At 55.5% G+C, this 24,985-nt stretch carries 20 protein-coding genes; 13 read left to right on the forward strand and 7 right to left on the reverse strand.

The features are described from left to right. Positions 1–22: 22 nt before the first annotated feature. Entirely contained in the window at positions 23–1,078 is a 1,056-nt protein-coding gene (locus KQX66_RS14645) for a LacI family DNA-binding transcriptional regulator (protein WP_216793587.1), read from the reverse strand. A 240-nt stretch (positions 1,079–1,318) separates the two neighbouring features. Between KQX66_RS14645 and KQX66_RS14650 the strand changes: the two genes are divergently transcribed. The 6 genes from KQX66_RS14650 to KQX66_RS14675 all read left to right on the forward strand — a co-directional run bounded on the left by KQX66_RS14650 (position 1,319) and on the right by KQX66_RS14675 (position 8,460). Next, complete coding sequence (locus KQX66_RS14650) at positions 1,319–2,629, forward strand: ABC transporter substrate-binding protein (RefSeq protein WP_216793588.1); 1,311 nt, start codon at positions 1,319–1,321, stop codon at positions 2,627–2,629. 17 nt (positions 2,630–2,646) lie between these two features. Next, positions 2,647–3,585, forward strand: a complete 939-nt coding sequence (locus KQX66_RS14655) for a carbohydrate ABC transporter permease (RefSeq protein WP_216793589.1) — start codon at positions 2,647–2,649, stop codon at positions 3,583–3,585. Between the two features lie 16 nt (positions 3,586–3,601). Then, positions 3,602–4,426, forward strand: coding sequence for a carbohydrate ABC transporter permease (locus KQX66_RS14660; protein WP_216793590.1), 825 nt, complete (start codon positions 3,602–3,604; stop codon positions 4,424–4,426). Between the two features lie 39 nt (positions 4,427–4,465). Next, positions 4,466–5,767 carry an alpha-galactosidase gene (melA, locus tag KQX66_RS14665; protein WP_216793591.1) on the forward strand — a complete coding sequence of 434 codons (1,302 nt, stop codon included), beginning with the start codon at positions 4,466–4,468 and terminating at the stop codon, positions 5,765–5,767. A 20-nt stretch (positions 5,768–5,787) separates the two neighbouring features. Next, on the forward strand, positions 5,788–6,723 hold the full coding sequence (locus KQX66_RS14670; protein WP_216793592.1) for a carbohydrate kinase family protein: 936 nt from the start codon (positions 5,788–5,790) through the stop codon (positions 6,721–6,723). A 186-nt stretch (positions 6,724–6,909) separates the two neighbouring features. Then, positions 6,910–8,460 (forward strand): right-handed parallel beta-helix repeat-containing protein, encoded by a 1,551-nt coding sequence (locus KQX66_RS14675; RefSeq protein WP_438804195.1) that lies wholly within the window; start codon positions 6,910–6,912, stop codon positions 8,458–8,460. A gap of 93 nt (positions 8,461–8,553) precedes the next feature. Here the strand turns inward: KQX66_RS14675 and KQX66_RS14680 are convergent, their stop codons facing one another. Then, on the reverse strand, positions 8,554–10,317 hold the full coding sequence (locus tag KQX66_RS14680) for a sigma-54-dependent Fis family transcriptional regulator (RefSeq protein ID WP_306665877.1): 1,764 nt from the start codon (positions 10,315–10,317) through the stop codon (positions 8,554–8,556). 247 nt (positions 10,318–10,564) lie between these two features. On the opposite strand from KQX66_RS14680, the gene adhP reads away from it, so the two are divergent. From adhP to KQX66_RS14710, 6 genes are all read left to right on the forward strand, one after another. After that, positions 10,565–11,578 carry an alcohol dehydrogenase AdhP gene (adhP, locus tag KQX66_RS14685; protein ID WP_216793593.1) on the forward strand — a complete coding sequence of 338 codons (1,014 nt, stop codon included), beginning with the start codon at positions 10,565–10,567 and terminating at the stop codon, positions 11,576–11,578. Between the two features lie 95 nt (positions 11,579–11,673). Then, positions 11,674–13,194 (forward strand): aldehyde dehydrogenase, encoded by a 1,521-nt coding sequence (gene adh, locus KQX66_RS14690; protein ID WP_216793594.1) that lies wholly within the window; start codon positions 11,674–11,676, stop codon positions 13,192–13,194. Positions 13,195–13,206: 12 nt separating this feature from the next. Then, the gene (locus KQX66_RS14695) at positions 13,207–13,572 is read left to right on the forward strand and encodes a DUF779 domain-containing protein (protein ID WP_216793595.1); all 366 of its coding nucleotides are present in this window, start codon (positions 13,207–13,209) and stop codon (positions 13,570–13,572) included. Between the two features lie 218 nt (positions 13,573–13,790). Continuing rightward, a complete protein-coding gene (locus KQX66_RS14700; protein ID WP_216793596.1) occupies positions 13,791–15,044 on the forward strand; it encodes a gluzincin family metallopeptidase in 1,254 nt (417 codons plus the stop codon). Between the two features lie 717 nt (positions 15,045–15,761). Beyond that, on the forward strand, positions 15,762–16,481 hold the full coding sequence (gene aac(2')-IIb / locus KQX66_RS14705; RefSeq protein ID WP_308647239.1) for a kasugamycin N-acetyltransferase AAC(2')-IIb: 720 nt from the start codon (positions 15,762–15,764) through the stop codon (positions 16,479–16,481). 256 nt (positions 16,482–16,737) lie between these two features. Beyond that, positions 16,738–18,216, forward strand: coding sequence for an S-layer homology domain-containing protein (locus KQX66_RS14710; RefSeq protein ID WP_216793597.1), 1,479 nt, complete (start codon positions 16,738–16,740; stop codon positions 18,214–18,216). 74 nt (positions 18,217–18,290) lie between these two features. Here KQX66_RS14710 and KQX66_RS14715 read toward each other — a convergent pair whose 3' ends face one another. The 5 genes from KQX66_RS14715 to KQX66_RS14735 all read right to left on the reverse strand — a co-directional run bounded on the left by KQX66_RS14715 (position 18,291) and on the right by KQX66_RS14735 (position 23,349). Further along, positions 18,291–18,989 carry a response regulator transcription factor gene (locus KQX66_RS14715; protein ID WP_216793598.1) on the reverse strand — a complete coding sequence of 233 codons (699 nt, stop codon included), beginning with the start codon at positions 18,987–18,989 and terminating at the stop codon, positions 18,291–18,293. Further along, positions 18,976–21,222 carry a sensor histidine kinase gene (locus KQX66_RS14720; RefSeq protein WP_216793599.1) on the reverse strand — a complete coding sequence of 749 codons (2,247 nt, stop codon included), beginning with the start codon at positions 21,220–21,222 and terminating at the stop codon, positions 18,976–18,978. The genes KQX66_RS14715 and KQX66_RS14720 overlap by 14 nt, the downstream gene beginning before the upstream one ends. A gap of 134 nt (positions 21,223–21,356) precedes the next feature. Continuing rightward, positions 21,357–21,830: a GNAT family N-acetyltransferase gene (locus KQX66_RS14725; RefSeq protein WP_216793600.1), complete on the reverse strand. Its 474-nt coding sequence runs from the start codon at positions 21,828–21,830 to the stop codon at positions 21,357–21,359. Positions 21,831–21,873: 43 nt separating this feature from the next. Next, positions 21,874–22,251 (reverse strand): glyoxalase superfamily protein, encoded by a 378-nt coding sequence (locus KQX66_RS14730; RefSeq protein WP_216793601.1) that lies wholly within the window; start codon positions 22,249–22,251, stop codon positions 21,874–21,876. Between the two features lie 57 nt (positions 22,252–22,308). After that, positions 22,309–23,349 (reverse strand): flavin-containing monooxygenase, encoded by a 1,041-nt coding sequence (locus KQX66_RS14735; RefSeq protein ID WP_216793602.1) that lies wholly within the window; start codon positions 23,347–23,349, stop codon positions 22,309–22,311. A gap of 366 nt (positions 23,350–23,715) precedes the next feature. Between KQX66_RS14735 and KQX66_RS14740 the strand changes: the two genes are divergently transcribed. Beyond that, positions 23,716–24,957, forward strand: a complete 1,242-nt coding sequence (locus KQX66_RS14740) for an MFS transporter (RefSeq protein WP_216793603.1) — start codon at positions 23,716–23,718, stop codon at positions 24,955–24,957. The last annotated feature ends 28 nt before the right edge of the window (positions 24,958–24,985 follow it).

Consider the following 24,985-nt stretch of genomic DNA (forward strand, 5'->3'; position numbering starts at 1 on the left):
AAAGGACAGACCGAGCGGAAGTTCACTCGGCTGTCCTTTTGTTGTTATGGGCGGTTTCTCCCGGCAGTATCCATTCGCTCGATTGCCGGAACATCGGCTCGAATGGCACCAAAATTTTGATCGGCAGCGGGTACGGATCGCGGATGCATTGCAGCATCGTTTTTGCGGCAATAACACCGATTTCGTACGTCGGAATATGAATCGTAGACAGCGGCGGAATTGTGTAGCGCGAAGGCTCGTTGTCGTCGAAGCCGACGATGGCGAACTCGCTCGGAATGCGGTAACCCTTCTCGGCAATCGCCCGCATCGCGGCCATCGCCATAATGTCGCTTGCGGCAAAAACCGCCGTCGGCAAATCCTCAACGTGCTCGTCCAAATAGCGCAGCATGAGCTTGTAAGCGTTGTTCGGCTCCCATCCGGCGTCGATGATCCGCTGCGCCCGGATCGGCAGCCCCGCCTGCTCCAAAGCCGCACGGTATCCCCTGTAGCGCTTCTCCTTCTCGAATTTGCCGGAGCGTCCGGTGCCTCCGATAAACAAAATGTCGCGGTGGCCTTGTTCGATCAGATGATGGACGGCCTGCCGCGCCGCTTCCACCCGGTCGTACGATATCGTTGGAATGTCGGGGTCCGACACGTCGATACCGACGACATTGCGCATGTGCTTTTTCAGATGGTTGTATAATTTGGCCTCGATGCCCTCGATGACGATCAAGCCCTCGACCTGGCTGTCTTGTACGGCATGCTTCAAAATTTCCGGCTTTTTCAGCTCTTCCTGCGTATAGGTGAAGGCGATTTTATAGCCGTGTCTGGCCAGTTCCTTCTCGATGCCGTCGCAAATGACCGAGAAGTAAGGATGATAGTGGCGGTTCTGAAGCGTCGACACGATACAGCCTATGCCACGCGTGGCTCTGCCGTCGTCGCCGGACGATTTGATCTGGTAGCCGAGCTCCCGGGCGACGTCCCATATTTTTTGTTTGGTTGCGGTATTCACGGTCCGGTTGGCGTCGTTGGCCAAGACGCGGGACACCGTGGAGACGGACACGCCGACGCGGTCCGCGATATCTTTCAGTGTTGGCATAACGTAACCCCGCTTCTTATCGGATAATGAGAAAATTTGCCGCAAATTCTACTTTTCATGTTACGCAAAACGACGCGTCAGGTCAACTGAAATGATCACTGCAAAACAAAATATATTTTTGCAATTATTGCCGCAAATAACTGAAAAATAATTGTTGACTTTGCGCAATGAAAGCGGTACATTTTGGATAGGCAATCGATTCCAATCTACGATGACGATCTACGAGAAAGGGGAACTCGAATGAAAGGTGCACAACGATTGACGAAGGCATCGCTTTTCGCCGCTCTGGGCGTATCCGTGGCACTGTCCGGGTGCTCGCAAGCGCCGTCGTCCGGTGCAGCTGGCGGCAGCGCAGGCGGGGGGAACGGCCAAAAGGTGAAGCTGGTGTTTTGGAGCCATCAGGCGGAGGCATTCAACGATAATTATAAGAAGCTAATTGACAGCTACATGAAAGCGCATCCAAATGTGGAAATCAGCTATCAAAGCTTCCCGTACGACGTCTATAACCAAAAGCTGAAAGCGTCGTTCTCCGCACAAAATCCGCCGGATATCGCCGAAGCGTTCGGCACGTGGGTGCCGGAATATTCCAAGAACGGCCTGTTGTCGGAGGTTCCGGGCGGTGAGGAAAGCGGAAAGGCATACTACGAGGCCCCGCTCGGCGGGTTTAAGTGGGACGGCAAGCTGTACGGGCTTCCGCTCGAATTCAATATCGAGAACGGCGGCATGCTGGCGCATCCCAAAATGTTTAGCGACAAAGGACTCGCTTATCCGCCGAAGACATGGACGGAGCTGGTCGACAGCGCCAAGGCTTTGACGGTGCGCGACGGCAACGGGATGAAGGTGAAAGGCTTCGATTTCATCTCGGGGGACAACATCACGTTTACGTTCCTGTCGATGATTTTGCAGCAGAACGGCAAGTATTGGGGCAGCGACGGCCATGTCAATTTCCAGACGCCGGAGGCGGTGAAGGCGATGACGGCGCTCAAGGATCTGGTTGTGCGGGATCAAGTGACCGATCTGACGGCCTTCGGGGGACAGCTCGATTCATCCGACTACTTCTTCAAGGGCGGGGCGGCGATGACCTACCGCGGACCGTGGACGATTGCCGCTGGTCTCGACAATTACAAGGCCAAAGATTTCGAATACGTGTCGGTGCCGTCCTTTACCGACAATCCGCCGTCCTTTGCGGCCGAGTCCGGGTGGGGACTGGTCGTTTCGAAGAAGAGCAAGGCGTCCAAGGAAGCGTGGGACTTCATTCAATTTCTCTCGTCGAAAGAAAATCTGAAGGCGTGGAACCTCGGCACTTTCACGGTACCGGCGAAGAAGGAGGTTGCGGAGGACCCGGAGTTCGTGAGCAAAAATCCGTTCATGAGGACATCCGTCGGCTTGCTGCCGCACGGGCAATGGATCGGTCTCATCTGGGACCGCGACCATTTCTTTAAGCAAATCAACGATCATTTTCAGCTCATGGTCAGCGGGAAGGAAACGGTGGAAAACGGATTGAAAGCGATCGAGAAGGCCGTCAACGATAGTCAAGATCAACACAAGTAAACCGGGAGTGTTAAGGGATGGAAAACAGCTCTAGTATACCCAGCAAGCCCGGCGGCAAAGCGCTCCGGAGCAGCGCAGCCGCCCAATACCGCAAGGAAAAACGGTTCGCGTTCGTATCCTTGACGCCGATTCTGCTGCTGTTCGGCCTGTTCGCCTTCGCTCCGATCGCCTGGAGCCTGATCTTATCGTTCTATAAATTCAGCCCGCTGGCGGACCAATCGCCTTTTGTCGGATTGGACAATTATGTCCGGCTGTTTCACGACGCCATCTTCTTGAAATCGCTATGGGTGACGTTCAAGTTCGTCGCGTTCACGGTCGTCGTCAACATTGTCATTACACTGCTGATTGCGCTTGGGATTCACCGGGTCCGGTCGCGGCGGCTGCGCAGCGTGTTCCGCACCGTCTTTTTCCTGCCTGCGATTGCGCCGCTGTCCGGGTCGGCCGTCGTCTGGGGGACGATGTTCAGCGATCAAGGCCTGTTCAATCTGGTGCTGAGCAAGCTGCACATCCCGCCGGTGCATTGGCTGAGCGATCCGAACTATGCGCTGCTGTCGGTTATTATGATGACGCTGTGGGCGGACATCGGCTACAATATCGTCCTGTTCATCGCCGGGCTCGATTCGATCCCCGACATGTACTACGAAGCGGCGACGCTCGACGGGGCGAGCCGATGGCACATGTTCCGGCATATCACGCTGCCGCTGCTGAGCCGCTCGACGCTGTTCGTGACGGTCACGACCGTCGTCTCGTATTTCCAGGCGTTCCCCCAATTCCAAGTCATGACCAAGGGGGAGCCGTTCAACGAAACGCGGGTGCTCGCGCTGAACATCTACGATCAGGCGTTCGGCAACTCGAATATGGGCTACGCTTCGGCGATGGCGGCGGTGTTTTTGCTTATTATTTTGCTGGTGACGCTGCTGCAGCTACGATGGGGACGATCCCAATGGGAGCATTGAGAGGAGGCTGCGGAACATGAAAACGAAAACGACCCTGTTCGACGGCGTGCTGATCGCGGTTTTAACCGTGGCCGCCTGCATTATGCTGCTTCCTTACGTGTGGATGGTGCTCTCATCGCTCAAAAGCAACATGGAGATCATCTCCGCGACGCCGACGCTGCTGCCCGAGCAGCCGAGCTTTGCCGGGTATGAGACGGTGTTCCGGGAGGCGCCGTTCTGGAGATGGCTGGCGAACAGCGCGGTCACTTCGGTTCTGGTTACGGCCGCGACGTTGTTCACGAGCGCGCTCGCCGGTTACATTTTCGCCAAGTACGAATTTCCGGGCAAAAAGGTACTGTTTGTTCTTGTGCTTGGGACGATGATGATTCCGTTCCAGGTCATTATGATCCCGACGTATCTGATCGTCTCCAAGCTGGGCCTGATCAACCATCTGGCGGCGGTCATCCTGCCCAATCTGGTCAGCTCGTACGGCGTCTTTCTGGCGAAGCAGTTTATCGAGGATATTCCGAAGGATCTGATGGAGGCGGCCCGGATCGACGGAGCGGGCGAGCTGAAGGTGATGTGGCGGATCATTACGCCGCTGATTATGCCGATGCTGTCGGCGCTTGGGATTTTTACGTTCATGGCGTCGTGGAACAATTATTTGTGGCCGCTGATTGTGCTCAACGATACGGACAACATGACGGTTCCGCTCGCGCTGGTCTTTTTCAACGGGGCGCATACGGTCAACTACAATGTGGTCATGTCCGCCGCCGTGCTGATTACGGTTCCGGTTATTATCGTGTTCCTGATTTTCCAGAAGCAGTTTATTAAGGGTCTGACAATGACGGGGATGAAGTGAGTTTTACATATGTAAACAAAAGGACGGGAGAAGAGAACTATGACAAAAATTGCGATTATCGGAGCAGGAAGCGCGTTTACCCGGGAGATTGTGATGGATATTTTCGGGATTTCCGGCATGGACGAGGGGATTATCGCCTTGGTCGATATCGATCCGGCCCGGCTCGCCATTGCGCGCGGATTGGTCGAGCGCATTGTTGAGATGACGGGTAAACGCTGGCAGGTGCTGGCGTCGACGGACCGCCGGGAGGTGCTGGTCGGCTCGAATTTTGTAATTAACCAGATCGAGGTCGTCGGATTGGAGACGGTCAAGTACGAATTCGAAATTCCGCTAAAATACGGCGTCAAGCAGTGCATCGGCGATACGCTGGGGCCCGGCGGCTTGTTCAAAACGCTGCGCACGCTGCCGAGCTGGATCGAGATCGTCCGGGATGTGGAGGAGCTGTGCCCGGATACGATCATTCTGAACTATACGAATCCGATGTCGGCGGTCACGCTGCTGACGTCGCGCATTACGGATATTCCGGTCGTCGGACTGTGCCATTCGATTCAAAATTCGTCGCGCCAGCTGGCGAAGTACGCTGGCGTTCCGTACGAGGAATTGAAGTGGAGAGCGGGCGGCATCAACCATATGTCCTGGTTCGTCGAATTGACGCATCAAGGGAAAGACTTGTATCCGGTGCTGCTCGACAAAATTCAGGACCCGGAGCTGCTGCGCAAAGACCCGGTCCGTTTCGACGCCATGAAGTACCTTGGCGCGTTCGTTTCCGAATCGAGCGGCCATTTCTCGGAATACATTCCGTATTACCGCAAAAGGCAGGATTTGATCGACCAGCATTGCAGCACGGGGTATAACGGAGCCACCGGCTTTTATGCGAACAACTGGCCGATTTGGCGGAAGACGAACGACGACGAAATTTTGCAGCAGCTGTCGGGCGAGCTTCCGCTCGAAATGAAGTCGAGCCATGAGTACGCCGCCGTCATCATCGAGGCGATGGTGAAGAACGAGCCGAAGGTCATTTACGGCAACGTCGTCAATCAAGGGCTAATCTCGAACCTGCCGCAGGATGGCGTCGTCGAGGTCGCCTGCATGGTGGACCGCAACGGCGTGAATCCGTGCCGCTTCGGCCGGCTGCCGGAGCATTTGGCCGCCTTGTGCCGCAGCAACATGGCGTTCTTTGAGCTGGCCGTATCGGCCGTACTGGAACGGGACAAAGACATGGCGCTGCACGCGCTGATGGTCGATCCGCTTACTTCCGCCGTCTGCTCGCTTGATGAGATCAAGGCGATGTTCGAGGAGCTGTACGAAGCGGAGCGCGCGTTCGTGCCGGAGCTGAAATAGAAAAAAGGGAGGAAGAAACCATGTCTGTCGTCGTGCTTGGCGAATTGAACGTAGATATCATTATTTCGGGGAACGATCTGATGCCCGAATGGAACCGGGAGAAGCTGATCGACTCGTTCGACATCGTGCTCGGCTCCTCCTCGGCCATTACGGCGTGCGCGCTGGCCGGACTCGGGCAGGACGTCCGGTTCGTCAGCGTCGTGGGCGATGACGATTTCGGCCGGTTCTGCATCCGCGAGCTGGAGCGAATGGGCGTCGATACGGCGCATGTGAAGCTCGATCCGGAGCTGAAAACCGGCGTGACCATGTCCTTCTCGACCCCGAGCGACCGGGGGCTGATGACGTATCCGGGCAGCATTCCGATGCTGCAGCCGCAGGATGTGCCGGATACGCTGCTGAAGCAGGCGGCTCACGTGCATTTTGGCTCGTATTTCCTGCAGGACGGCATGCGCGATCATTGGAAGCCGCTGTTCGAAACCGTGCGCAGCCAGGGAAGCAGCACGTCGTTCGACACGGGATGGGACGTGCGCCAGCAGTGGCACCGGGCTTCGATTCATGCGCTGCTCGGCGCTACGGATCTGTTTATCCCGAGCGAAGAGGAGCTGCTGCACATTTACGGTGCCGCGACGCTCGAAGCGGTGTGGGAGCTGCTGCCGCCGGACGCGCGGCTGGTGGCGGTCAAGCGCGGCGCGGCCGGCGCAGCGCTGTTTCAGCCGGACACGACGCCGATGTCCGTCAAAGCCTACGATATCGTCCCGGTCGATACGACGGGGGCGGGGGACGCCTTTAACGCCGGGCTGATCCACGCCTATCTGGGCGGCCAGCGGGGCGAAGCGCTTCTCCGCTACGCCTGCGCCTGCGGGGCGATCGCCACGCAGGGCGTCGGCGGAACGGGACGGCTGCCAACCGTGGAAGCGGTGGAGCGGTTGCAGACTTCCGTGGCGATCCGAAGCTGAGGCGCAGTTCATGAGACGCGGGCGGCCTGTCTTCGGGACATTTTTTACAAGGGGGCCGCCTGACGTTCAGCTAAAGGAGGTGGTGCGCACCGGGCGACAGAAGTGGTTTTAGGGGAAGTCTGCAATGCAGCAGGTAATAACTATGCCGAAATTCAACGTTAAAGGAGATGAACGTTTGTGATCCGAATTCGAAATCAGGCGCCTCGCGTCATTGCCGCCGCCGCCATCCTTTTCGGCATGCTGGCAGCAAGTGTGGGAACGCCCCAAGCGCAAGCGAATCCCGTGACGTACTATGTGTCGACGTCAGGCAGCGACAGCAATCCCGGCACGAGCAGCAGCGCCCCGTGGAAAACGCTCCAATATGCTGCCGATCATGCCGCCCCGGGGAGCACTGTCTATGTATTGGGCGGCGTGTACAACCAGAAGCTGAAGATTACAAAATCCGGATCGGCCGCCGCCGGCCCGATCACCTTCGAGAGCTCTCCGGCCCAAGCGGCGATTATCGACGGAACCGGCTTGTCCGTGTCCGGCAGCGAGGGTCTCGTGGACATTGCCGATGCCAGCTACGTCACGCTCAAAGGCTTCGAAATCCGCAACTACGCAACATCGGCCAAGGGCAAAATGCCGGTCGGCATCTTCGTCCACGGAGCGGGCAGCCATATCGAGCTTCGCAACAACAACGTTCACCACATTAAGAACACCGCGACGCTCGGTTCGGATTTGGCCGGCCGGGATGCGCACGGTATTGCCGTGTACGGCACGAAAGCACCGGCAGCGCTGGAGCGTGTCGTCATCGACGGTAATACGCTGAGCGATCTGGTGCTCGGTTCCAGCGAATCGTTGGTGGTGAACGGGAATGTCGATTCGTTCGAAATTACGAATAATCTCATTCACGACAACGACAATATCGGGATCGACGTCATCGGCTTTGAGGGAAAAGCGCCTAACCCGGCGTACGACCAAGCCCGGAATGGCCTGATTCGCGGCAATACCGTCTACAACATTACGTCCAACAACAACCCTTCCTACGGCAAAAAGCTTCCGAACGATTCGAACGCGGCGGGCGGTATCTATGTGGACGGCGGAAAAGACACCGTGATCGAGCAAAATTACAGCTACAACAACGACATCGGCATTGAAATCGCCAGCGAGCATCAAGGAAAATCGACCAGCGGCGTCACGATCCGTAACAACCTGGTGTACGGCAACCGGTATACAGGCATAGCCATGGGCGGATACGATACGAAGCGGGGATCGACGGTCAATTGTATCGTCGTCAACAATACGCTGTATAAGAACGATACGAAAAATCTCGGCGGCGGCCAACTGCTGCTTCAATACGACACGCAGAACAACATCGTTAAAAACAATATTATGGTGGCCAGCGCATCGAACATTTTGATTTATAACGAATATACGAAAAACAGCGGCAATGTTGTCGATTATAACTTGTACTTTGCGCCGGGAGGCAATTCGAATGCAACGTGGACTTGGAAAAACAAGGAATACACCGGTTTTGCCGCCTATAAGTCGGGGACGGGGAACGATGCGCACTTGAAGTTTGCCGATCCCGGGTTTGTGAACGCATCGGCAAACAATTTTCATTTGAAAGCGACCTCTCCTGCGATTAACGCCGGGTCGACGGAACCGGCCATCATTGGCGGCGCGGATCTCGACGGGCAGCCGAGAGTGCAGGGAAGCGGCGTCGATATCGGCGCGTACGAAGTCACGCCTTGAATTGGAATGCGTTATGATAACCAAATAAATCCGGGAGAGCGCCGTATGCCGTATGGATGCGGAAGCTCTCCCGTTTTTTATTTTACCAGACTGTTATGGCTCGATGCCGTACTGCTCGATCTTCCGGTACAGCGTCGTCCGGCCGATGTCGAGGAGGGCAGCGGATTTGCTCAGGTTCCAGCCGGTCGACTGCAGCGCCCGCTGGATCGCCCCGATTTCCGCATCCTTTAATGTCGGCACGGACGGGCCGTCATTCCGGTATTCATAGGTGTCCGTTTGGTCGAGCTCGTCAAAATGCAGATGCTCGGGACGGATCGGCCCTTCTCCTGCGAGGAACGAAGCTTGCAACAGTACGCCGTGCAGCTCGCGGATATTGCCGGGCCAGCTATAGCGCAGCAGCTTGCGCTTCGTTTCTTCCGGCAGCTGGCGGTAAGGGCAGCCGTTCTTCTGCAGCCAATGCTCGACGAGCGTCAGCAGATCGGAGCGTTCCCGCAAGGAAGGCAGCGTGATCTGGATGCCCTTCAGCCGGTAGTACAAGTCCGCGCGGAAGCGTCCTTCCTTGATTTCCAGCGGCAAATGCTTGTGCGTGGCCGCAACGATCCGCACATCGATACGTCTCGATTTGGTGCTGCCGACAGGCGTGACGGTACGCTCCTGCAGCACGCGCAGCAGCGCGGCCTGTGCGCGCAGTGACATGTCTCCGATTTCGTCCAAAAAAATCGTTCCCGTATGCGCCGCCTCGAATTTACCCGTACTGCCTTCCCGGTTTGCTCCCGTGAACGCTCCGCGCTCGTAGCCGAACCATTCGCTTTCGACCAGACTATCCGGAATCGCGCCGCAGTTCACGGCGATGAAAGGGCGGTCTGCCCGCAGACTTGCCGAGTGGATCGATTGGGCGAACAGTTCTTTGCCCGTACCGCTTTCGCCGAGCAGGAGGACGGGAATATCGGTGAGTGCCGCTTTGGAGGCCAGTTCCTTCTTTTCCACAAAATTGGAGCACGTCCCGGCAATGTCAGAGAAGCTGTAGAGGCCGTGACGGCCTTCTTGCGGCTTGCGGACAGCGACGGAGCGCCAGACGGTGCGGCTGCTGTCTTGGATGGTTTTGACGGAGAAGCCTTCGATGCCGTTGAACGGCTTGCCGATCGCATCTTTGCCTACGGCACGCAGCGCCGCCTGGTTCGCCCGAATGATCCGGTTGTCCCTGTCGAGCGACAGCAGCGGGAGCGGGTTATGGTTCGCAGTGAATTCAAGCTCTTGAAGCGTAACGAGCTGATCCTGCTTCGCTTCCTCCAGCAGCAGCCGGTTTTGCAGCGATTCCGCGACCATGACGGCAAGGGTCAGACTGTATTGGTGGTAGGTTTCCCGTTTGCCGCTGAAATTGATGACGCCGATCAGCTCGCCTGTCGGACTGAAAATCGGGGAAGAAGCACAGGTAAGAAAAGCGTTGGCCCGGCAAAAATGCTCCGCCGCATGGACGCGGACGGGAATTTTTTCGGTGATGGCGACGCCGATCGCATTGGTGCCTTTGCGTTTCTCGTCCCATACGGCCCCGACCTGAAGCTGAACAGCTTCCGCCCGTTTCGAAAAGCCGGGGTCCCCGGCAGCGTACAGAATGCAGCCTTGGGCATCGATGAGCAGGGCCGTTTGGCCGGATTGCTGAATAAAAGGTTTGATCGTGTCGAAAATTTGCGAGGCATGACGAACGAGTGTTTCGTTTTCTTTCAATCGCTCCTGAAAGAGCTTTCCGGTCAGCAGACGGTCATCAAACGGGTCGGTCGGCTTCAATCCGTACCGCTGGCAGCGCTTCCATGAGCTGGCTACAACCTCCGAATAAGTCTGAATGTCCAAGGATGACAAGAAAGACACCTCCGGAAACATCAATATAAGTATAGAATATCACAACCTGCAAAGGTTCACCAATTGTTCACAGTAATTGTTCCATTTTGAACCGGAAAGAACGGAGGAAGTGTTCCGGAATGAAACAACTTTTAATAAAACGCTTACAAAACTTCCTTGTGTGACGCGGCTCACTCGTATTGGCACGCTTTTTGCTTTATTTATAGCGAAGTCAAAAAACATATCTCAAGGGGAGGAATTCATCAAGATGAAAGCGGCCGTTGTAAATGAGTTTCACCAGCAATTGGAGATTAAAGACGTACCCGTGCCGGAGATTGGCCACGGCGAAGTGCTCGTCAAGATTAAAGCGTGCGGGGTTTGCCATACCGACCTGCATGCCGCTCACGGGGATTGGCCGGTCAAACCGAAGCTGCCGCTTATTCCCGGGCATGAAGGCGTTGGCGAAATCGTCGCGCTGGGCGAAGGCGTGACTTCGCTTAAGGTCGGGGACCGCGTCGGGATTCCTTGGCTCTATTCCGCGTGCGGCGAGTGCGATTATTGCTTGACGGGGTGGGAGACGCTCTGCAAAAACCAGCTCAACGCAGGCTATTCGGTGGACGGCGGGTATGCCGAGTACTGCAAAGCGCCGGCCGCCTATGTGGCAAAAATTCCGGATAGCTTGAGCTACGTGGACGCGGCCCCAATTTTCTGCGCAGGCGTGACGACGTATAAGGCGCTTAAGGTGACGGGGGCGAAGCCCGGCGAGTGGATTGCCATTTACGGTATCGGCGGACTCGGCCATGTTGCGCTCCAGTATGCTAAAGCGATGGGTTACCATGTCGTCGCCGTCGACATTCATGACGATAAGCTGGAGCTTGCCATGGCTTTAGGGGCCGATTTGACGGTCAACGGGCTGAAGGAAGACCCTACGGAAGCGATAGAGCGGGAAATCGGAGGAGCGCATGCCGCGATCAGCGTCGCCGTGACGCCGAAAGCGTTCGAGCAGGCTTACCGTTCCGTTCGCCGGGGCGGTACGCTGGTCGTCGTCGGACTGCCGAATGCGGATTTGCCGATCCCGATTTTCGACACCGTGTTGAACGGCGTCACGGTCAAGGGCTCGATTGTCGGCTCGCGAAAAGATTTGCAGGAAGCGTTGGATTTTGCCGCCCGAGGTAAGGTGAAGACGAATATCGAGACGCAGTCGCTGGACCGGATCAATGAAGTGTTCGACCGGCTGCAAAAAGGCCAGATCAACGGACGTGTCGTTCTGACGCTCGATTAACGGTACAAGGCATACATTCGAATCCGCAGCATACATCTGTATCAAGACATACCAATTACCTACTCTATCCAATTCAACCGTGGGAGGACGAAACGATGATCTATGCACAACCAGGACAAACCGGAGCCAAGGTAACGTTCAAGAAGCGCTACGAAAACTTTATCGGCGGTCAATGGGTCGCGCCGGTGAAAGGGCAGTATTTTGACAACATTACGCCTGTGACGGGTCAAGCCTTCTGCGAGGTTCCCCGCTCTACAGCGGAAGACATCGAGCTGGCCCTGGATGCAGCCCATGCCGCCAAAGACGCTTGGGGCCGCACGTCGGCAGCCGCCCGCGCGCAAATTTTGAACAAAATCGCGGACCGCATGGAAGCGAATTTGGAGCTGCTCGCCGTCGCGGAGACGTGGGACAACGGCAAGCCGATCCGGGAAACGCTCGCGGCCGACCTGCCGCTGGCCATCGACCATTTTCGCTATTTCGCCGGTTGCATCCGTACAGAGGAGGGCACGCTAGGGGAAGTGGACAACGATACGGTTGCCTATCATTTCCATGAGCCGCTAGGCGTCGTCGGGCAGATCATTCCGTGGAACTTCCCGCTGCTGATGGCAACGTGGAAAATCGCGCCTGCGCTGGCGGCCGGCAACTGCGTCGTGCTCAAGCCTGCGGAGCAGACGCCGGCGTCGATTCTCGTGCTCGCGGAGCTGATTGCCGACCTGCTGCCGCCAGGCGTGCTGAACATCGTAAACGGCTTCGGTCTGGAAGCCGGCAAGCCGCTCGCTTCGAGCAGCCGCATCGCCAAGATCGCATTCACTGGCGAAACGACGACGGGACGCCTGATCATGCAATATGCTTCGCAGAATATTATCCCCGTCACGCTGGAGCTCGGCGGGAAGTCGCCCAATCTGTTCTTCGAGGACGTGTATGCCAAGGATGACGCCTTCCTGAACAAGGCAATCGAAGGCTTCGTGCTGTTCGCGCTGAACCAAGGCGAAGTGTGCACCTGCCCGTCCCGAGCGCTCATTCAGGAGTCGATCTACGACCAGTTCATGGAGCGGGCTTTGCAGCGGGTAGCGGCGATCAAGCAAGGCAACCCGCTCGACACGGAAACGATGATCGGCGCGCAGGCGTCCTCCGAGCAGGTCGAGAAGATCATGTCGTATCTGAGCATCGGGAAGCAGGAAGGGGCCGAATGTCTGATCGGCGGAGACCGGGCGGCGCTTGGAGGAGACCTGAGCGGCGGTTACTACGTTCAGCCGACGGTATTTAAAGGCCACAACAAAATGCGTATTTTCCAAGAGGAAATTTTCGGTCCGGTCGTTTCCGTCACGACCTTCAAGGATCAGGAGGAAGCGCTGGCTATCGCCAACGATACGCTGTACGGGCTCGGCGCCGGACTATGGACGCGGGATATCAACACGGCATACCGGTTCGGAAGAAACATCCAAGCGGGGCGCGTCTGGACCAACTGCTATCATGCCTATCCGGCGCATGCGGCGTTCGGCGGGTACAAGGGCTCCGGGATCGGCCGCGAGACGCATAAGATGATGCTGTCGCATTACCAGCAAACGAAAAACCTGCTGGTCAGCTACAGCACGGACGCCTTGGGCTTCTTCTGATCTGGAGACGCGATGGATACGGTCTCGAAGGTGCTCGCAACGGACGAAGCGCTGGCCTTAATCCGGCTGCTCCAGGACAAACACGGCCCCGTCATGTTCCATCAATCGGGAGGCTGCTGCGACGGCAGCTCTCCCATGTGCTATCCGGAGGGGGAATTCCTGCTCGGGGAACAGGATGTCCGGCTCGGCGAGATCGGCGGCGCTCCGTTCTATATGAGTCATGCGCAGTATGACTATTGGAAATATACACAGCTAATCATTGACGTGGTGCCGGGAAGAGGCGGCATGTTTTCGCTCGAAGGCCCGGAGGGCGTGCGATTTTTGACCCGGTCGCGCGTGTTTACCGACGAGGAACGGAAAGCGCTCGGACTGCCGTAATCGACCGGCAGGTTGTTGCGAAGAACGCTTTTGAATATGCTAGGGCTGTACATCCGATGCCCCTTCGAGTACAGGGAGTAGACGATGACAGCCTAATCTGATCGCAAAGTCCTTGTGATAAGCAAGGGCTTTTTTGCCTTTCCAATCTAACGTATAAAGGGGTCGTTAAAAAAACATTATATTACAGAACTATATCATACAAACCAAGGAGGATCTGCATGTCACAGTTATTGGATGCCCGCGCGAGAGAGCAAGGGACCAGATTTCTCATTTACCCGCAAAACAAAACGGTGCCAGGATTCGAACAGCCCGAAGTGGTATACATCAATGTTCCGCCCGGATCCGTTCAAGCCGGTCCTGAAGATGAAAGAATGTATGTCGTCGATGCTTTGGATAAGATCCCGTTCGGGTTCAACGGTTCACCTGATTTTGCGTACCGATATCAAGGGCCTCATTCCCCTCCGGTTCAACCCAATGCTCAAGGTCATTTCGATCATCTCCGTCCTGGAGATCGCGCTTTTTCGGCAGCCACGATGTACGCGACGGTTCGGAGGGTGATGGATATTTGGGAAGATTATTTCGGGAGGACGATTCCTTGGCCGTTTAACCCACCCAAGCTCCTGTTAATTCCTCGGGTCGAATGGGGGAATGCCCATTCCGGATTGGAAGGTTTTCTCGAATTTGGTTTTCCCGCTAGGCCTGACCGACATGGTTTGGATTACGATAATCCCTACTGCGAAAATTTTGACGTTCTGGCGCACGAGATGGGACATACGATCAAATTCTCCGTCATCGGCGTACCGCAAAATCAAATTACGGATGAATACGGAGGACATCACGAAGCTTTTGGCGATCTTGTGGCTATTGTATCCACGTTACATTTTGATTCGGTTCTCGATCGTCTGTTGCACAACACCAAGGGGAACTTGTTTTCGGTAAACGAATTGTCTCGGATGGGCGAATTGAAAAATGGACGATCCATCCGGATAGCATTCAACAATAAAAAAATGTCAACGGTAGGCCGGGAGGCACACGATTTGTCCGAACCGTTTACAGGCGGGGCGTTCGATATTTTGGTGGAAATGTTCCAAATCAATTTGATCGAGCGCGGACTCATCTCGCAGCAGTTGGGGGATCGCGCTTATTCCGCTCATTTTGAACAGGTTCCGGAGGTACAGCAGCAATTCACGGCACTGTATCAAGGCAAGGAAAAAGAATTCAAAGATGCGCTGTTAGATGCAAGGGATCGGTTCGGTAAGCTAATGGCAACCGCTTGGAGCAATACCTCCAAAGAAGATCTGCATTATGGTAAGGTGCTGCAGGATATCTTGAACGCCGACCGGCAGTTATACAATGGAAAATACGAACGGACAATCCGCAGCTGCTTCGATTGGCGCGAAATTACGACAAACACAGCGGTCGAGGCCCCGCGGCTTGAAACCCATCTTGTGGATGAGCTTGTAATGGTATGAACAGGGTTAGCTATATAGGCCGCAGGAATCCCAGACGCATTCCCGAAGATCATTTTCTGCGTTCCGCCGCTATGATTATAAAGCAAGATGGATTTTGAAACGGGCACCTGCCAATCGATTGATACATCTGAAGAATCGTAAGTTTGACGGGAATTGAGACAAGGAAAGAGCAGGGGGTTTTTACGCCTCTGCTTTTTTATTTGTTGAGAAGGATTAATGCTCGTAATGTTGCAAACGGCCGCATCTATGATAGAGGAACAGGGATGCGCTAAATGACTTCACGGTGACCGCCGCGTGAACTAGAGGAAGTGCGATTCGCTATCCGTGTCGAAAAATATGAAAAAGCTTTCTACGCAGCATAATAGCTCATCTGGGTTCCTTTAAGCTGTCAAATCGGCTGGAGGGAGGCCGGATAGAGCATTGTGGTTCCTCTATGATTAGCTCAGGGCGGTATCCTTTTGCAGGGTTCCAAAAAAGGTACGAACAGGATAATTCGATTATCATGAGCTTGTTGAGAAAGTGGTCTAAGCAAAAATAGAGAAACATACGGAAGTGGATACCCCACCCCTTCGTTACCTCTATAATCCCGTTTGACCACTTTCTCAACACTCTGAGGATAATTTGATTATCATTATGTTTTCTCAAGTTATTTCGGATCCTTTTTGATACTCTTAAAAAAGAGTAACTAGTTGTAGTAACGGATTGGAGAGTGGAAGCGTGAGCAATAGGGAACAAATCAAACCAACCGCCCATGAATTGATGGAAATGCATGTTGAAGCGATGTTTACGCATGATCGGAACATGAGGATCCGTACGATAAACGAGCCATGGCCCGGAGAGCCTCTCGCCCCCCGATTTTTCTTAGGGCGAACGATCGAGGGTTCGGCTCTTTGCCGGTTTCGGTATGATGTCCCGGAGACGCTTGCCCGACAACTGGAGGAATTGTGCGCCGACGAACCGGTCGTACGAGATTTTCAAACGAAGCCGAAGCATTTCGAGGCCTATATGAACCTCCTTCAAAGCGAACGCTTCACGATGGGACCTTGCTATCTTATTCCTCATACCACCGTGCCGACAATGGATGTAGTCAGCGTCACTCGTGAAAATTTGACCGAATTGTTGCGCGGCGGCTTCGAATGGCTGATCTCGGAAATCGATTATGCCCAACCCTGCATAGCGCTCGTACGCGAAGGCAGGGCCGTCTCGGTCTGCCGCAGCGTCCGCATCACATCCCGGGCGCACGAAGCAGGGCTGGAGACTTTGGAGGAGTTTCGCGGGAGGGGATATGCCGCGGACGTTGTTGCCGGCTGGGCGAAGGCGGTGCGGAACACGGAGTGCATCCCGTTATACAGCACTTTGTGCGATAACTTATCGTCTCAGAATGTGGCAAGAAAATCAGGCTTGTCCTTCTACGGAGTCAATTTCACCATAGCTTGACCTCATGCCGTGTCACTGATATTTCGAGAGCTCGTCAGCTTTTGCAAACGTGTCTTTGTAAAGCAGGGAGCGGGCATTTTGACGATGAACTTTAGCCTGAGCGAGAAGGTAAGCTCAGGTTTTTTTACGTTTTTGTAATGCGGCCGCCGTTTTTTTTATTCGATTGTAACGGCTCGGGCGGTAAGATAGGCCTTGTACGAAACAACTTCATAAACCCCTGCTTAAAAATACGTTCCCTGAAAGCGAGATGACTTTGATGAAAACGAAAAAGATGATCACGACCATGGCATTGACGACTGCCGTCACGCTCGGTTCGCTTGCTCCAATTCATGTATTGAATGTGCAGGCAGCGGCCTCATTCACCGATGTCAGCGCATCGGCCCCTTACCAGACGGCGCTGGAAGCGCTCGAAAAAAGCCAGGTCGTTCAAGGCTACGGCCAGCATGACTTCCGTCCGAGCCAAGCGATCACCAGAGCCGAGCTTGCGACGATGGCGGTTAGAGCGTTCCAGCTTCAGGCTGCAGGTCAAGCTGCCGCGTGGAGCGATGTCAAAACATCCGACTGGTTCTACGAATTCGTGAACGCTGTTGTTGGCCAAGGCGCCATGACCGGGGAGAACGGCAGCTTTAAGCCGAGCGGCTCGCTGTCGCAGGATCAATTGATCGCGATTGTGGCCAAGGCATCCAAAGCCGATGCGGCCACGTTGAAAAATGCGCTGGGCACGGCTTATTCGGGAAGCAGCGCCATGACCCGCGGCGAAGCCGCTATCGTCATCCATGCTGCGCTCCAGGTCGCTTCCATTCAAGTGACGGAGTGGAAAGCCGTGAACCCGATCACGCTGCAAATTACGTTCTCCGCGCCGCTGCCGAAGGAAGAGATCGACGTGGAGAAGGCCAAAGCGAACTTTACGTTCGACAACGGCTTGACGCCGCTTAACATTCCGCAGCTGAAATCGGGCTCGAAATCGACCTATATTTTGCCGGTTTCCCCGCAAAAAGCAGGCACGACCTACACATTCTCCTACAAAGGCAAAAAAATCGGCACCTTCGAAGCGATGACGAACAAAATTTCGATGAGCTCCGCGCAGCAAGTGGCTTCCGATACGTTCGAAATCGAATCGAAGCTGGAAGACGGCGTTACCGACTACGGCAACGTGGTCGTAGCCTACCAAGGAAAGCGCGGCGGCCTGGAGTTTGTCTTGGACGATAACAACATGTACAACGGCAAAACGTATCAGCTGATTTCGTCCATGAGAGGCAAGCAAGTTACGATTACACCGGAGAATGGAGAGCCGATTGTCGCTTCGTACGTACCGTTCACGCAAGCGACGGACGGGCGCCAGGCCCCGAAATTCCGCTTGCCGGAAGGTCAGATGCTGAAGCCGGGCGTTAAGTATACGGTCACCTCCGATTGGTCGACCGTTGCCAATCCGACGTTTACGGCGAAAGAAATCGCGCCGCTTCAAATTCAAACCGTCGAACAAGCCGATGCCGCTTCGCTGAACGTGACTTTGTCGGCAGACCCGAAAGACGAGCTGTTCGCTCTCCGCAGCATCGTACTGACAGCCGCTGACGGCACCAAGCTGAATGCGACTTACAGGCTGACCTCGCGCAAAGGAGCTGTCGGGACGTTCGATCTGCAGAACGGCAGCAAGCTGACGCCGGGCACGACGTATACGGTTGCGCCGCTCGGAAACTGGGCAACGGCAGCGAACGTTACACTCACCGCGAAATAAGAGCGGTAGGGACGCGCAATAACGCAAACTAAAAATCCATCGGTCCTTGGAAAAGGGCGATGGATTTTTGGCGTTTAACCGCCGTTCTGGATCATATAGCCTACGCCGGGGTAGGTTACGATCCATTGACCTTCCGGGAGGACGGCTTTCAGCTTCTGCCGGATGCGTGCGATGGTGACGCGCAAATATTCGACATCGTCGCGGTATTCGCTGCCCCAAATTTCGGTCAGCAGCTGCTCGTGGGTCAGCACCTTGCCTTCGTGCTGAAGCAATTGGACAAGCAGCTTGTATTCCGTGTCCGTAAATTTGATTTCGCTGTCGCCGTGCCACGCCCGGCGCTGGGCCAGATTGACGACGACGGGGCCGAGGCGCAGCTCCTTGGCGGCAGGCATTTGTCCGCTGCCGCGGTCAAAGCGCCGCAGCACGGCGCTGACGCGGGCGAACAGCTCGTCCAGCGAGAACGGCTTGGTTAAATAATCATCGGCCCCCAGATTCAGCCCCTGCACCTTGTCGCTGGAGTTGCTCCGCGCCGTCAGGATAATGACCGCCACGTCCGTATAGGTCCGGAGCCGGGTCAATACCTCGAAGCCGTCCATTCCCGGCATCATGACATCGAGCAGAATAAGATCGGGATCGAACAGGTCAAGCGCCTCCAGCGCTTCCGCGCCGCTTGCGCACGTGGCGGTTTCATAGCCGGCCGATTTCAAATTGGCGGCGATAAACCGTAAAATTTTCGGTTCGTCGTCTACGATCATAATTTTATGCTTCTTCATTGTCGTCCTCCGTTTGGCCGTAATAGCTTGGCACCGAGACGATCATCGTCGTGCCCGCGCCTTCCGTGCTGTGCACTTCGATCGAGCCGCCATGTGCGTCGATGATGCCTTTGCAGATCGCAAGCCCTAGTCCCGTTCCTCCGGTACGTCGGCTGGACGAAACGTCGACCCGGTAGAACCGGTCGAAAATATGGGGCAGATGCGCTTCGGGAATGCCAATGCCGTTGTCCTTGACGAAAATCCGCACATTCAGCCCGTCCGGCTCCGCCGTGACCCGGATATGAGGCTTCGATTCGTTGTAGCGGATGGAGTTGGTGAAGAGATTGATAAAAATTTGCTCCATTCTCCGTTTGTCCGCATAGAGGAACGGCAGTTCCTCATCCAAGTCAATATGAAGCTGCGCATCGGCCGAAAGGGTGTGGGGCAGTCTCTGCCAAGCTCCTTCGACGACGGAGCGGACCCGGACAGGAGCAGGATGAATGCTCAGCGCTCCGGCTTCGATCTTGGAAATGTCGAGCCATTCGTCGATCAGCTCCTGAATCCGGCCGATATCCTCGTGAATGCCTTCCAGCAGCTCCTGCTTGAACTCCTCGTCCCATCCGGCATGCTTGCGCAGCAGCGTCTCGACGCTTCCTTTGATGCTCGTAATCGGCGTCTTGAACTCATGCGAGGCGAGTGAGATCAAGTCGTTCTTCAGCGAGTCGATCTCATGCTCCTTCGTCATGTCCCGGAAGACGTAGCCGCGCCCGAATTCCTTGCCGCCGTCCGTCACTTGGAACGAGGCCAACTGGACGACCCGTTCGTCGCCGGGGGAGCGGAGCAGCGTAAATTTACCGGTCGGATTCGGCTTGCGGCCTGTTCGGGCGAAGTCCTCGTCCGGCTGCGGCATTTTGCGGGCGATTCGACTCAGTAGTTCCTCCTCCGTCAAGCTTAGGAGCTCCTTGCCGTCAAACCTGAACAGCTCGGACATCCGGCGGTTGGCAAGCACGACCTGCTGGTTCACGTCGATAAGGACGATGCCGTCGGAGTAGCTCTCCAGGACGGCGGCGAGCGTGGCATGCTGCTGCTGCAGGCTGAGCGTCCGCTCCTCGACCCGCTGCTCCAGCTCGCTGTTCAGCTCAAGCAAAGCCTGCCGATTGTCATGTATCTGCTCGGCCATCTGCGCAAATTGGCTTGCCAAATAATGCATCTCGTACGGCGCGCCCGGCGAAGACAGCGGCTCGCTTGGCACGGTATAGCGGTCAGCCGCGAGTGACTGCGTGTAGCGCACCAGCGCATGGATTGTCCGGTTCAGCCTCTTCGCCAGATAGGAGCCCAGAAGCACGGTCAGGCCTAGCGTAAGCAAGAGCAGCAGAAACGTCGATTTAAGCGAGGCGAAGAAAGCTTCCTGCACCGCAGCGTAAGAGCGGCCGACCCACACCGTCCAGCCCAGACTGTCGATTGTTTTGAAGGAAACGAGCTCTTTCTGTCCGTTGGCGCCGGAGACGAATTTGTCCATCCCTTCCTTGAGAGAAGCCGCCGCTTGGACTGCCGGTTCGCCGGACAAATCCGCGATGGATTGCACCAGCTCGCTCCGGGGGTGATAGATGACCTTGCCGGCCGGACCGAGCACGGCGGGATAAGCGCCCGGCCCGTAATCGTATTGGGTGACGAGCCTTGCGATTTGGCTCATGTCGAGTATTCCGATCACAACGCCTTCAAAAGCCCGGCTTTCGCTGTAAAGCGGAGCGGCGATGGCGACGAACGGCGCAGATCCACCCTCGGCGCCATGCATCGGTTCGGAAATTGCGGGCTGCAGCGTCAGCTTCACTTTGCTCCAATACTCCCGAGAGCTTAAATCGGTGCCGACCGGCAGCGCATGCGTATTGCCGCTTTCCGCATCCGGCGAGAGAGCTTTGATCGCGCCGCTCTTATCCGTCACATAAAGCTGAGAGAAGCCGGGCAGGTTGTTTTTGACCGACTGGATTTTGCGTGTCAAGCCGGCTCGGTCGCGAAACCCGGGACCGGACGCGCTGATCGTTGTGGCGAGCGTATCTACAGCGTTGCGATAATAATAAACATACGTCTCGACGGCGTCGGCGAGACGCTTCGTGGCATGATCTTGCGTCTTGTTATATTCCTGCGTCAGCTTGTTGATTTGCTGCACTTGAATGGTGCCCAGGATCAGCACCGGCACAATCGCCATAACCGCAAAGGCCAATGTCAGATGAGTGCGTAGCGAACGATGATTCACGGGTTCCTCCCGGTTTGTTAGAATGGGTGGGAAAATAGAAAAGCAGAAGCCTTTCCATGCGGCAGCCCGCTGGAAATTCCCCTGCTTGTACTTTCTAGTGTAGCTTGTATTCGGTCTCAGGTCAATAGACGAGGCTATGAGCGGAGCATTCCTTTGTAGATCCCCGGCTTGGAATCCGGAATTTCGATCGCGCCGACCGTCTTTTCGTAAAAAGCGACTGGACCCGCGCCGCCGATCACGGCATAGCCGTACCCTTGGGCTCGCATGTCGTGCAAGCAGGCCAGCAGCAGACCGGTGCCGACGCCTTTGCCGCGGCATACGTCGTCTACGCCGGTCGGGCCGAAGAAGCCTTTGCAGGTCGCGTCGTAACACGCGAATCCGACCAGCTTGTCCTCTAAAGTAGCGATAAAGCAGGAGGTCGGATGTCCGCTAATCGCGACGTCGCATTCGCTCTCCCAATGGGGATTGAATTTTTCTTTCACCCAGCTTCGGATCAGATGCTTCTCCGGCACGAGCGCCCTGCGGATCGTAAAGCCTGCGTCCTCCAGTTTGGCCCGGAGCGGGGCGTCGTCCGGAAGCTCGTACAGCTTCACTAACATATCAGGCATCGTTCTGTTATTCCTCCTGATGTGATGTGCCTTTTGAGGTTCGTTATGCCTCTTCGAAAAAAACGAGGCGGTTCCCGAATGGGTCCTTTACGGTAAGCTCCCGGGTATCCCAAGAGGTGGTTTCAATGCCGGGCCGGGCGTACTTGTAGTCTTTAGCTCCAAGCTCCGCATGGAACGCTTCGAGATTCTCGGCTTCGATGCGGACCGCAGCCCCCGGGCAGCAATCCCCATGATGCTCGCTTAAGTGGAGAGTACACGCTCCAAGCGAAATTTGCATGTATAAGGGCAGGTTTTCTTCGAAACGGTGCTCCCAATCGGTCTGGAAGCCGAGATAGTCCAGGTAAAACGCTCTTGCCTTGGTTTCGTCGAATATTCGAAGAATCGGGGTAACTGATTTCAAAGCGAATGACCTATCGCTCATAGACGCACCTCCGTCACATTTATTTACTTTATTGTATAACAAAACCGGACAGTAAATCTACGAAAAGCGGATCTTTTCCGCCAATCTCGCCGCATCGCGGCCTACCCAGCCGAGCAGCGCCGAGCCCCGGGAAGACTGCCATGGCAGGCCGAGATAAAAAAGACCGGATACCGGGCTGACTCCGCCTTGGTGGACAGGGCTCCCCTGTGAATCGATGGCTCCGTCGATCCGTATCCACCGGTAGTCGCTGCGGTAGCCGGTCGCCCATACGATATTGCCGACTTCCGCCTCGGTACTGTTTTCGAAAACAATGCGGTTTTGCTTCGTCCCAATCGCTCTCGGCTTAAGCAGCACTTTTTGATCCGCCATAAGCGATTTCAGTTCAAGTCCGTAAATTTGCTCGGGCTGCCTCTTCAGCCACGAACCGAGAAGGGAGCCTTTATCCGCCTGGATAAATCCGAACAGGTCGAAATACCAAAAAATACTTTTGCCCAGTACATGCATCGGTTTAAAATGCAGCTCACTTCCGGCGGACAAATAAACCAGTCGCTCCCGTGACAGCTCTGCGGCGATCTGCGCGCCCGAATTGCCGGCGCCGACGACAAGCACAGGTCCGTCACGCAGCTCGCGGGGATTCCGGTATGTGCTGCTGTGCGTTTGATAGATTTCGTCCGGAATCCCGGAGGCAAAGCCGGGGACGAAAGGCGTGTGGAACGGACCGGTCGCCACAATGACTTTGCCCGCCCGATAGGTGCCCCGATTCGTTTCAAGGAGGAAGCACTGACTCGTCTTGGCCATCGAAATGACCTGTGTCTGCAGTTGAACCGGCAGGGAATAACGATCCGCGTAAGCTTCAAGATAGTCTGCTACTTCGTCCTTGGCCGGCAATCCGTTCGGATCGCCAGGCATAGGCATGCCCGGCAGCGCATATTTTCGAGGCGTGAACAGCACCAAGGAGTCATACCGGTTCCTCCAGCTGTTTCCGATGCGGTCGCTTGCATCCAGCAAGACAAACGACACCGCCTGTTGTTTCAAATAATATCCCATCGCAAGACCGGCTTGTCCGGCTCCGATCACCAGCACGTCAACCTGATTCATACCCATCGAGCTCCTTAAGCAACATTGTAGTTAAATAAAAATATAATATATGATCATTTTTTCATATAAATATTGTAAAATAGTTCATCCAACAATTCAAGAGAAAAATGGAGGGGAGATTCGTTACTTATTAATTTTACTCTTTTCTATATTTTGTAAGCTGTATATAATGGTGGGTATACCAATCGGAGGTGTTTCATTATGCAAAAAAGCTTGACCTATTCACTCAACCTAAAACCTAAGGATTACAGGAAAGTTAAAACAACAAACGGCATGACCCGTCCATCGGTGTGCAAGAGGCGGTAGCGAAGAAAACCGTATTGCCCTGTGTGACGTGCCGTCTGCCGGAAAGGCGGATCTGACTACATGAAATTTCGCGCGTCACAAGTATATAAGACTAAAGTCTTTATGACGTCGCTCGCCAATGCGACGGCCTTTACGACCTATGCGGTCTATTACATAAGTCAACTCGGGTTAAATCCGTTTGAGCTGCTGCTCGTTGGTACGGTTTTGGAAGTGACGGTATTGATTTTCGAAGGAATTACGGGGGCGGTCGCCGATACGTATGGCCGGCGGCTGTCGATTATTGCCGGGATGCTGGTGATCGGGGGCGCATATGTGCTGGAAGGCAGCGCGCCGTGGCTTGGAGGCATCAGCCCTTTGCTTTCGCTGTTCGTGTGGATTCTGATTGCGGAATGTATCCGCGGGGTCGGCGAGACGCTGATCACTGGGGCCGACACGGCTTGGATCGTTGACGAAGTCGGCGAGCAGCATGTGGGGCGCCTTTTCCTGGAAGGCAAGCGATTATCGCTGATTGCCACGTTGATCGGCATTGCACTCAGCGTCGGGTTGTCCACGCTTGCGCCTAATCTGCCGTACGTTATCAGCGGTCTGATGTTTCTCATCCTTGGGGCGTTTTTGTTCCTTTTCATGAAGGAAACCCAATTCGTCCGTCCGGAGCGGCTGGACAAGTTCTCTTATTGGCAGGAGATGAAGTCGACGTGGCTGTCCGGAGCACGGGTAATACGCGGCCAGCCGGTACTGCTGATGATTCTCGTTGTCACGCTGTTCAGTGGCGCGGCGTCGGAAGGCTACGACCGGCTCTGGGAAGCGCATCTGATCAAGGAGATCGGCTTTCCGGCAGAGCAGCCGTTCTCGATGGCGATGTGGTTCGGCTTGATCTCCGTCCTCACGACGTTCCTCAGTTTGATCGTCGTACGGCTGGCCGAGAAGCGGCTGGATATGAGCAGCGAACGGGTGGTCGTCGTGGCGATGTTCGTTTTGACCGGCTTGCGGGTTGCCGCCATCTTGTCGTTTGCTTTTGCTCCCGGCTTTGCTTGGGCGCTTGGCTCCGTACTTGCGCTTGGTATCATTGGTGCGCTCAGCGGGCCGATCTACGACACGTGGCTTAATCTGAACATCGAAGGCAAAGTCCGGGCGACCGTGCTTTCGATGATCAACCAATCGGACGCGTTAGGCCAGACGGGAGGCGGTCCGTTCGTCGGATGGATCGGCAGCCGCCTGTCGCTTCGGGCATCCCTTGTGACCGCCGCAGTGCTGCTGCTGCCGATTCTGGCCGTCTTCGGCCGGACGCTGCGTAAACGATAAAGAACGGCAAGAGGCTGTCCCAAAAGTA

Source organism: Paenibacillus oleatilyticus (assembly GCF_018998565.1).
Lineage (GTDB): Bacteria > Bacillota > Bacilli > Paenibacillales > NBRC-103111 > Paenibacillus_G > Paenibacillus_G oleatilyticus.

Coding starts and splice junctions, on each gene's coding strand:
- KQX66_RS14645 (WP_216793587.1), bottom strand. CDS start 1,078: ATGCCAACACTGAAAGATATCGCGGACCGCGTCGGCGTGTCCGTCTCC.
- KQX66_RS14650 (WP_216793588.1), top strand. CDS start 1,319: ATGAAAGGTGCACAACGATTGACGAAGGCATCGCTTTTCGCCGCTCTG.
- KQX66_RS14655 (WP_216793589.1), top strand. CDS start 2,647: ATGGAAAACAGCTCTAGTATACCCAGCAAGCCCGGCGGCAAAGCGCTC.
- KQX66_RS14660 (WP_216793590.1), top strand. CDS start 3,602: ATGAAAACGAAAACGACCCTGTTCGACGGCGTGCTGATCGCGGTTTTA.
- melA (WP_216793591.1), top strand. CDS start 4,466: ATGACAAAAATTGCGATTATCGGAGCAGGAAGCGCGTTTACCCGGGAG.
- KQX66_RS14670 (WP_216793592.1), top strand. CDS start 5,788: ATGTCTGTCGTCGTGCTTGGCGAATTGAACGTAGATATCATTATTTCG.
- adhP (WP_216793593.1), top strand. CDS start 10,565: ATGAAAGCGGCCGTTGTAAATGAGTTTCACCAGCAATTGGAGATTAAA.
- adh (WP_216793594.1), top strand. CDS start 11,674: ATGATCTATGCACAACCAGGACAAACCGGAGCCAAGGTAACGTTCAAG.
- KQX66_RS14695 (WP_216793595.1), top strand. CDS start 13,207: ATGGATACGGTCTCGAAGGTGCTCGCAACGGACGAAGCGCTGGCCTTA.
- KQX66_RS14700 (WP_216793596.1), top strand. CDS start 13,791: ATGTCACAGTTATTGGATGCCCGCGCGAGAGAGCAAGGGACCAGATTT.
- KQX66_RS14710 (WP_216793597.1), top strand. CDS start 16,738: ATGAAAACGAAAAAGATGATCACGACCATGGCATTGACGACTGCCGTC.
- KQX66_RS14715 (WP_216793598.1), bottom strand. CDS start 18,989: ATGAAGAAGCATAAAATTATGATCGTAGACGACGAACCGAAAATTTTA.
- KQX66_RS14725 (WP_216793600.1), bottom strand. CDS start 21,830: ATGCCTGATATGTTAGTGAAGCTGTACGAGCTTCCGGACGACGCCCCG.
- KQX66_RS14730 (WP_216793601.1), bottom strand. CDS start 22,251: ATGAGCGATAGGTCATTCGCTTTGAAATCAGTTACCCCGATTCTTCGA.
- KQX66_RS14735 (WP_216793602.1), bottom strand. CDS start 23,349: ATGAATCAGGTTGACGTGCTGGTGATCGGAGCCGGACAAGCCGGTCTT.
- KQX66_RS14740 (WP_216793603.1), top strand. CDS start 23,716: ATGAAATTTCGCGCGTCACAAGTATATAAGACTAAAGTCTTTATGACG.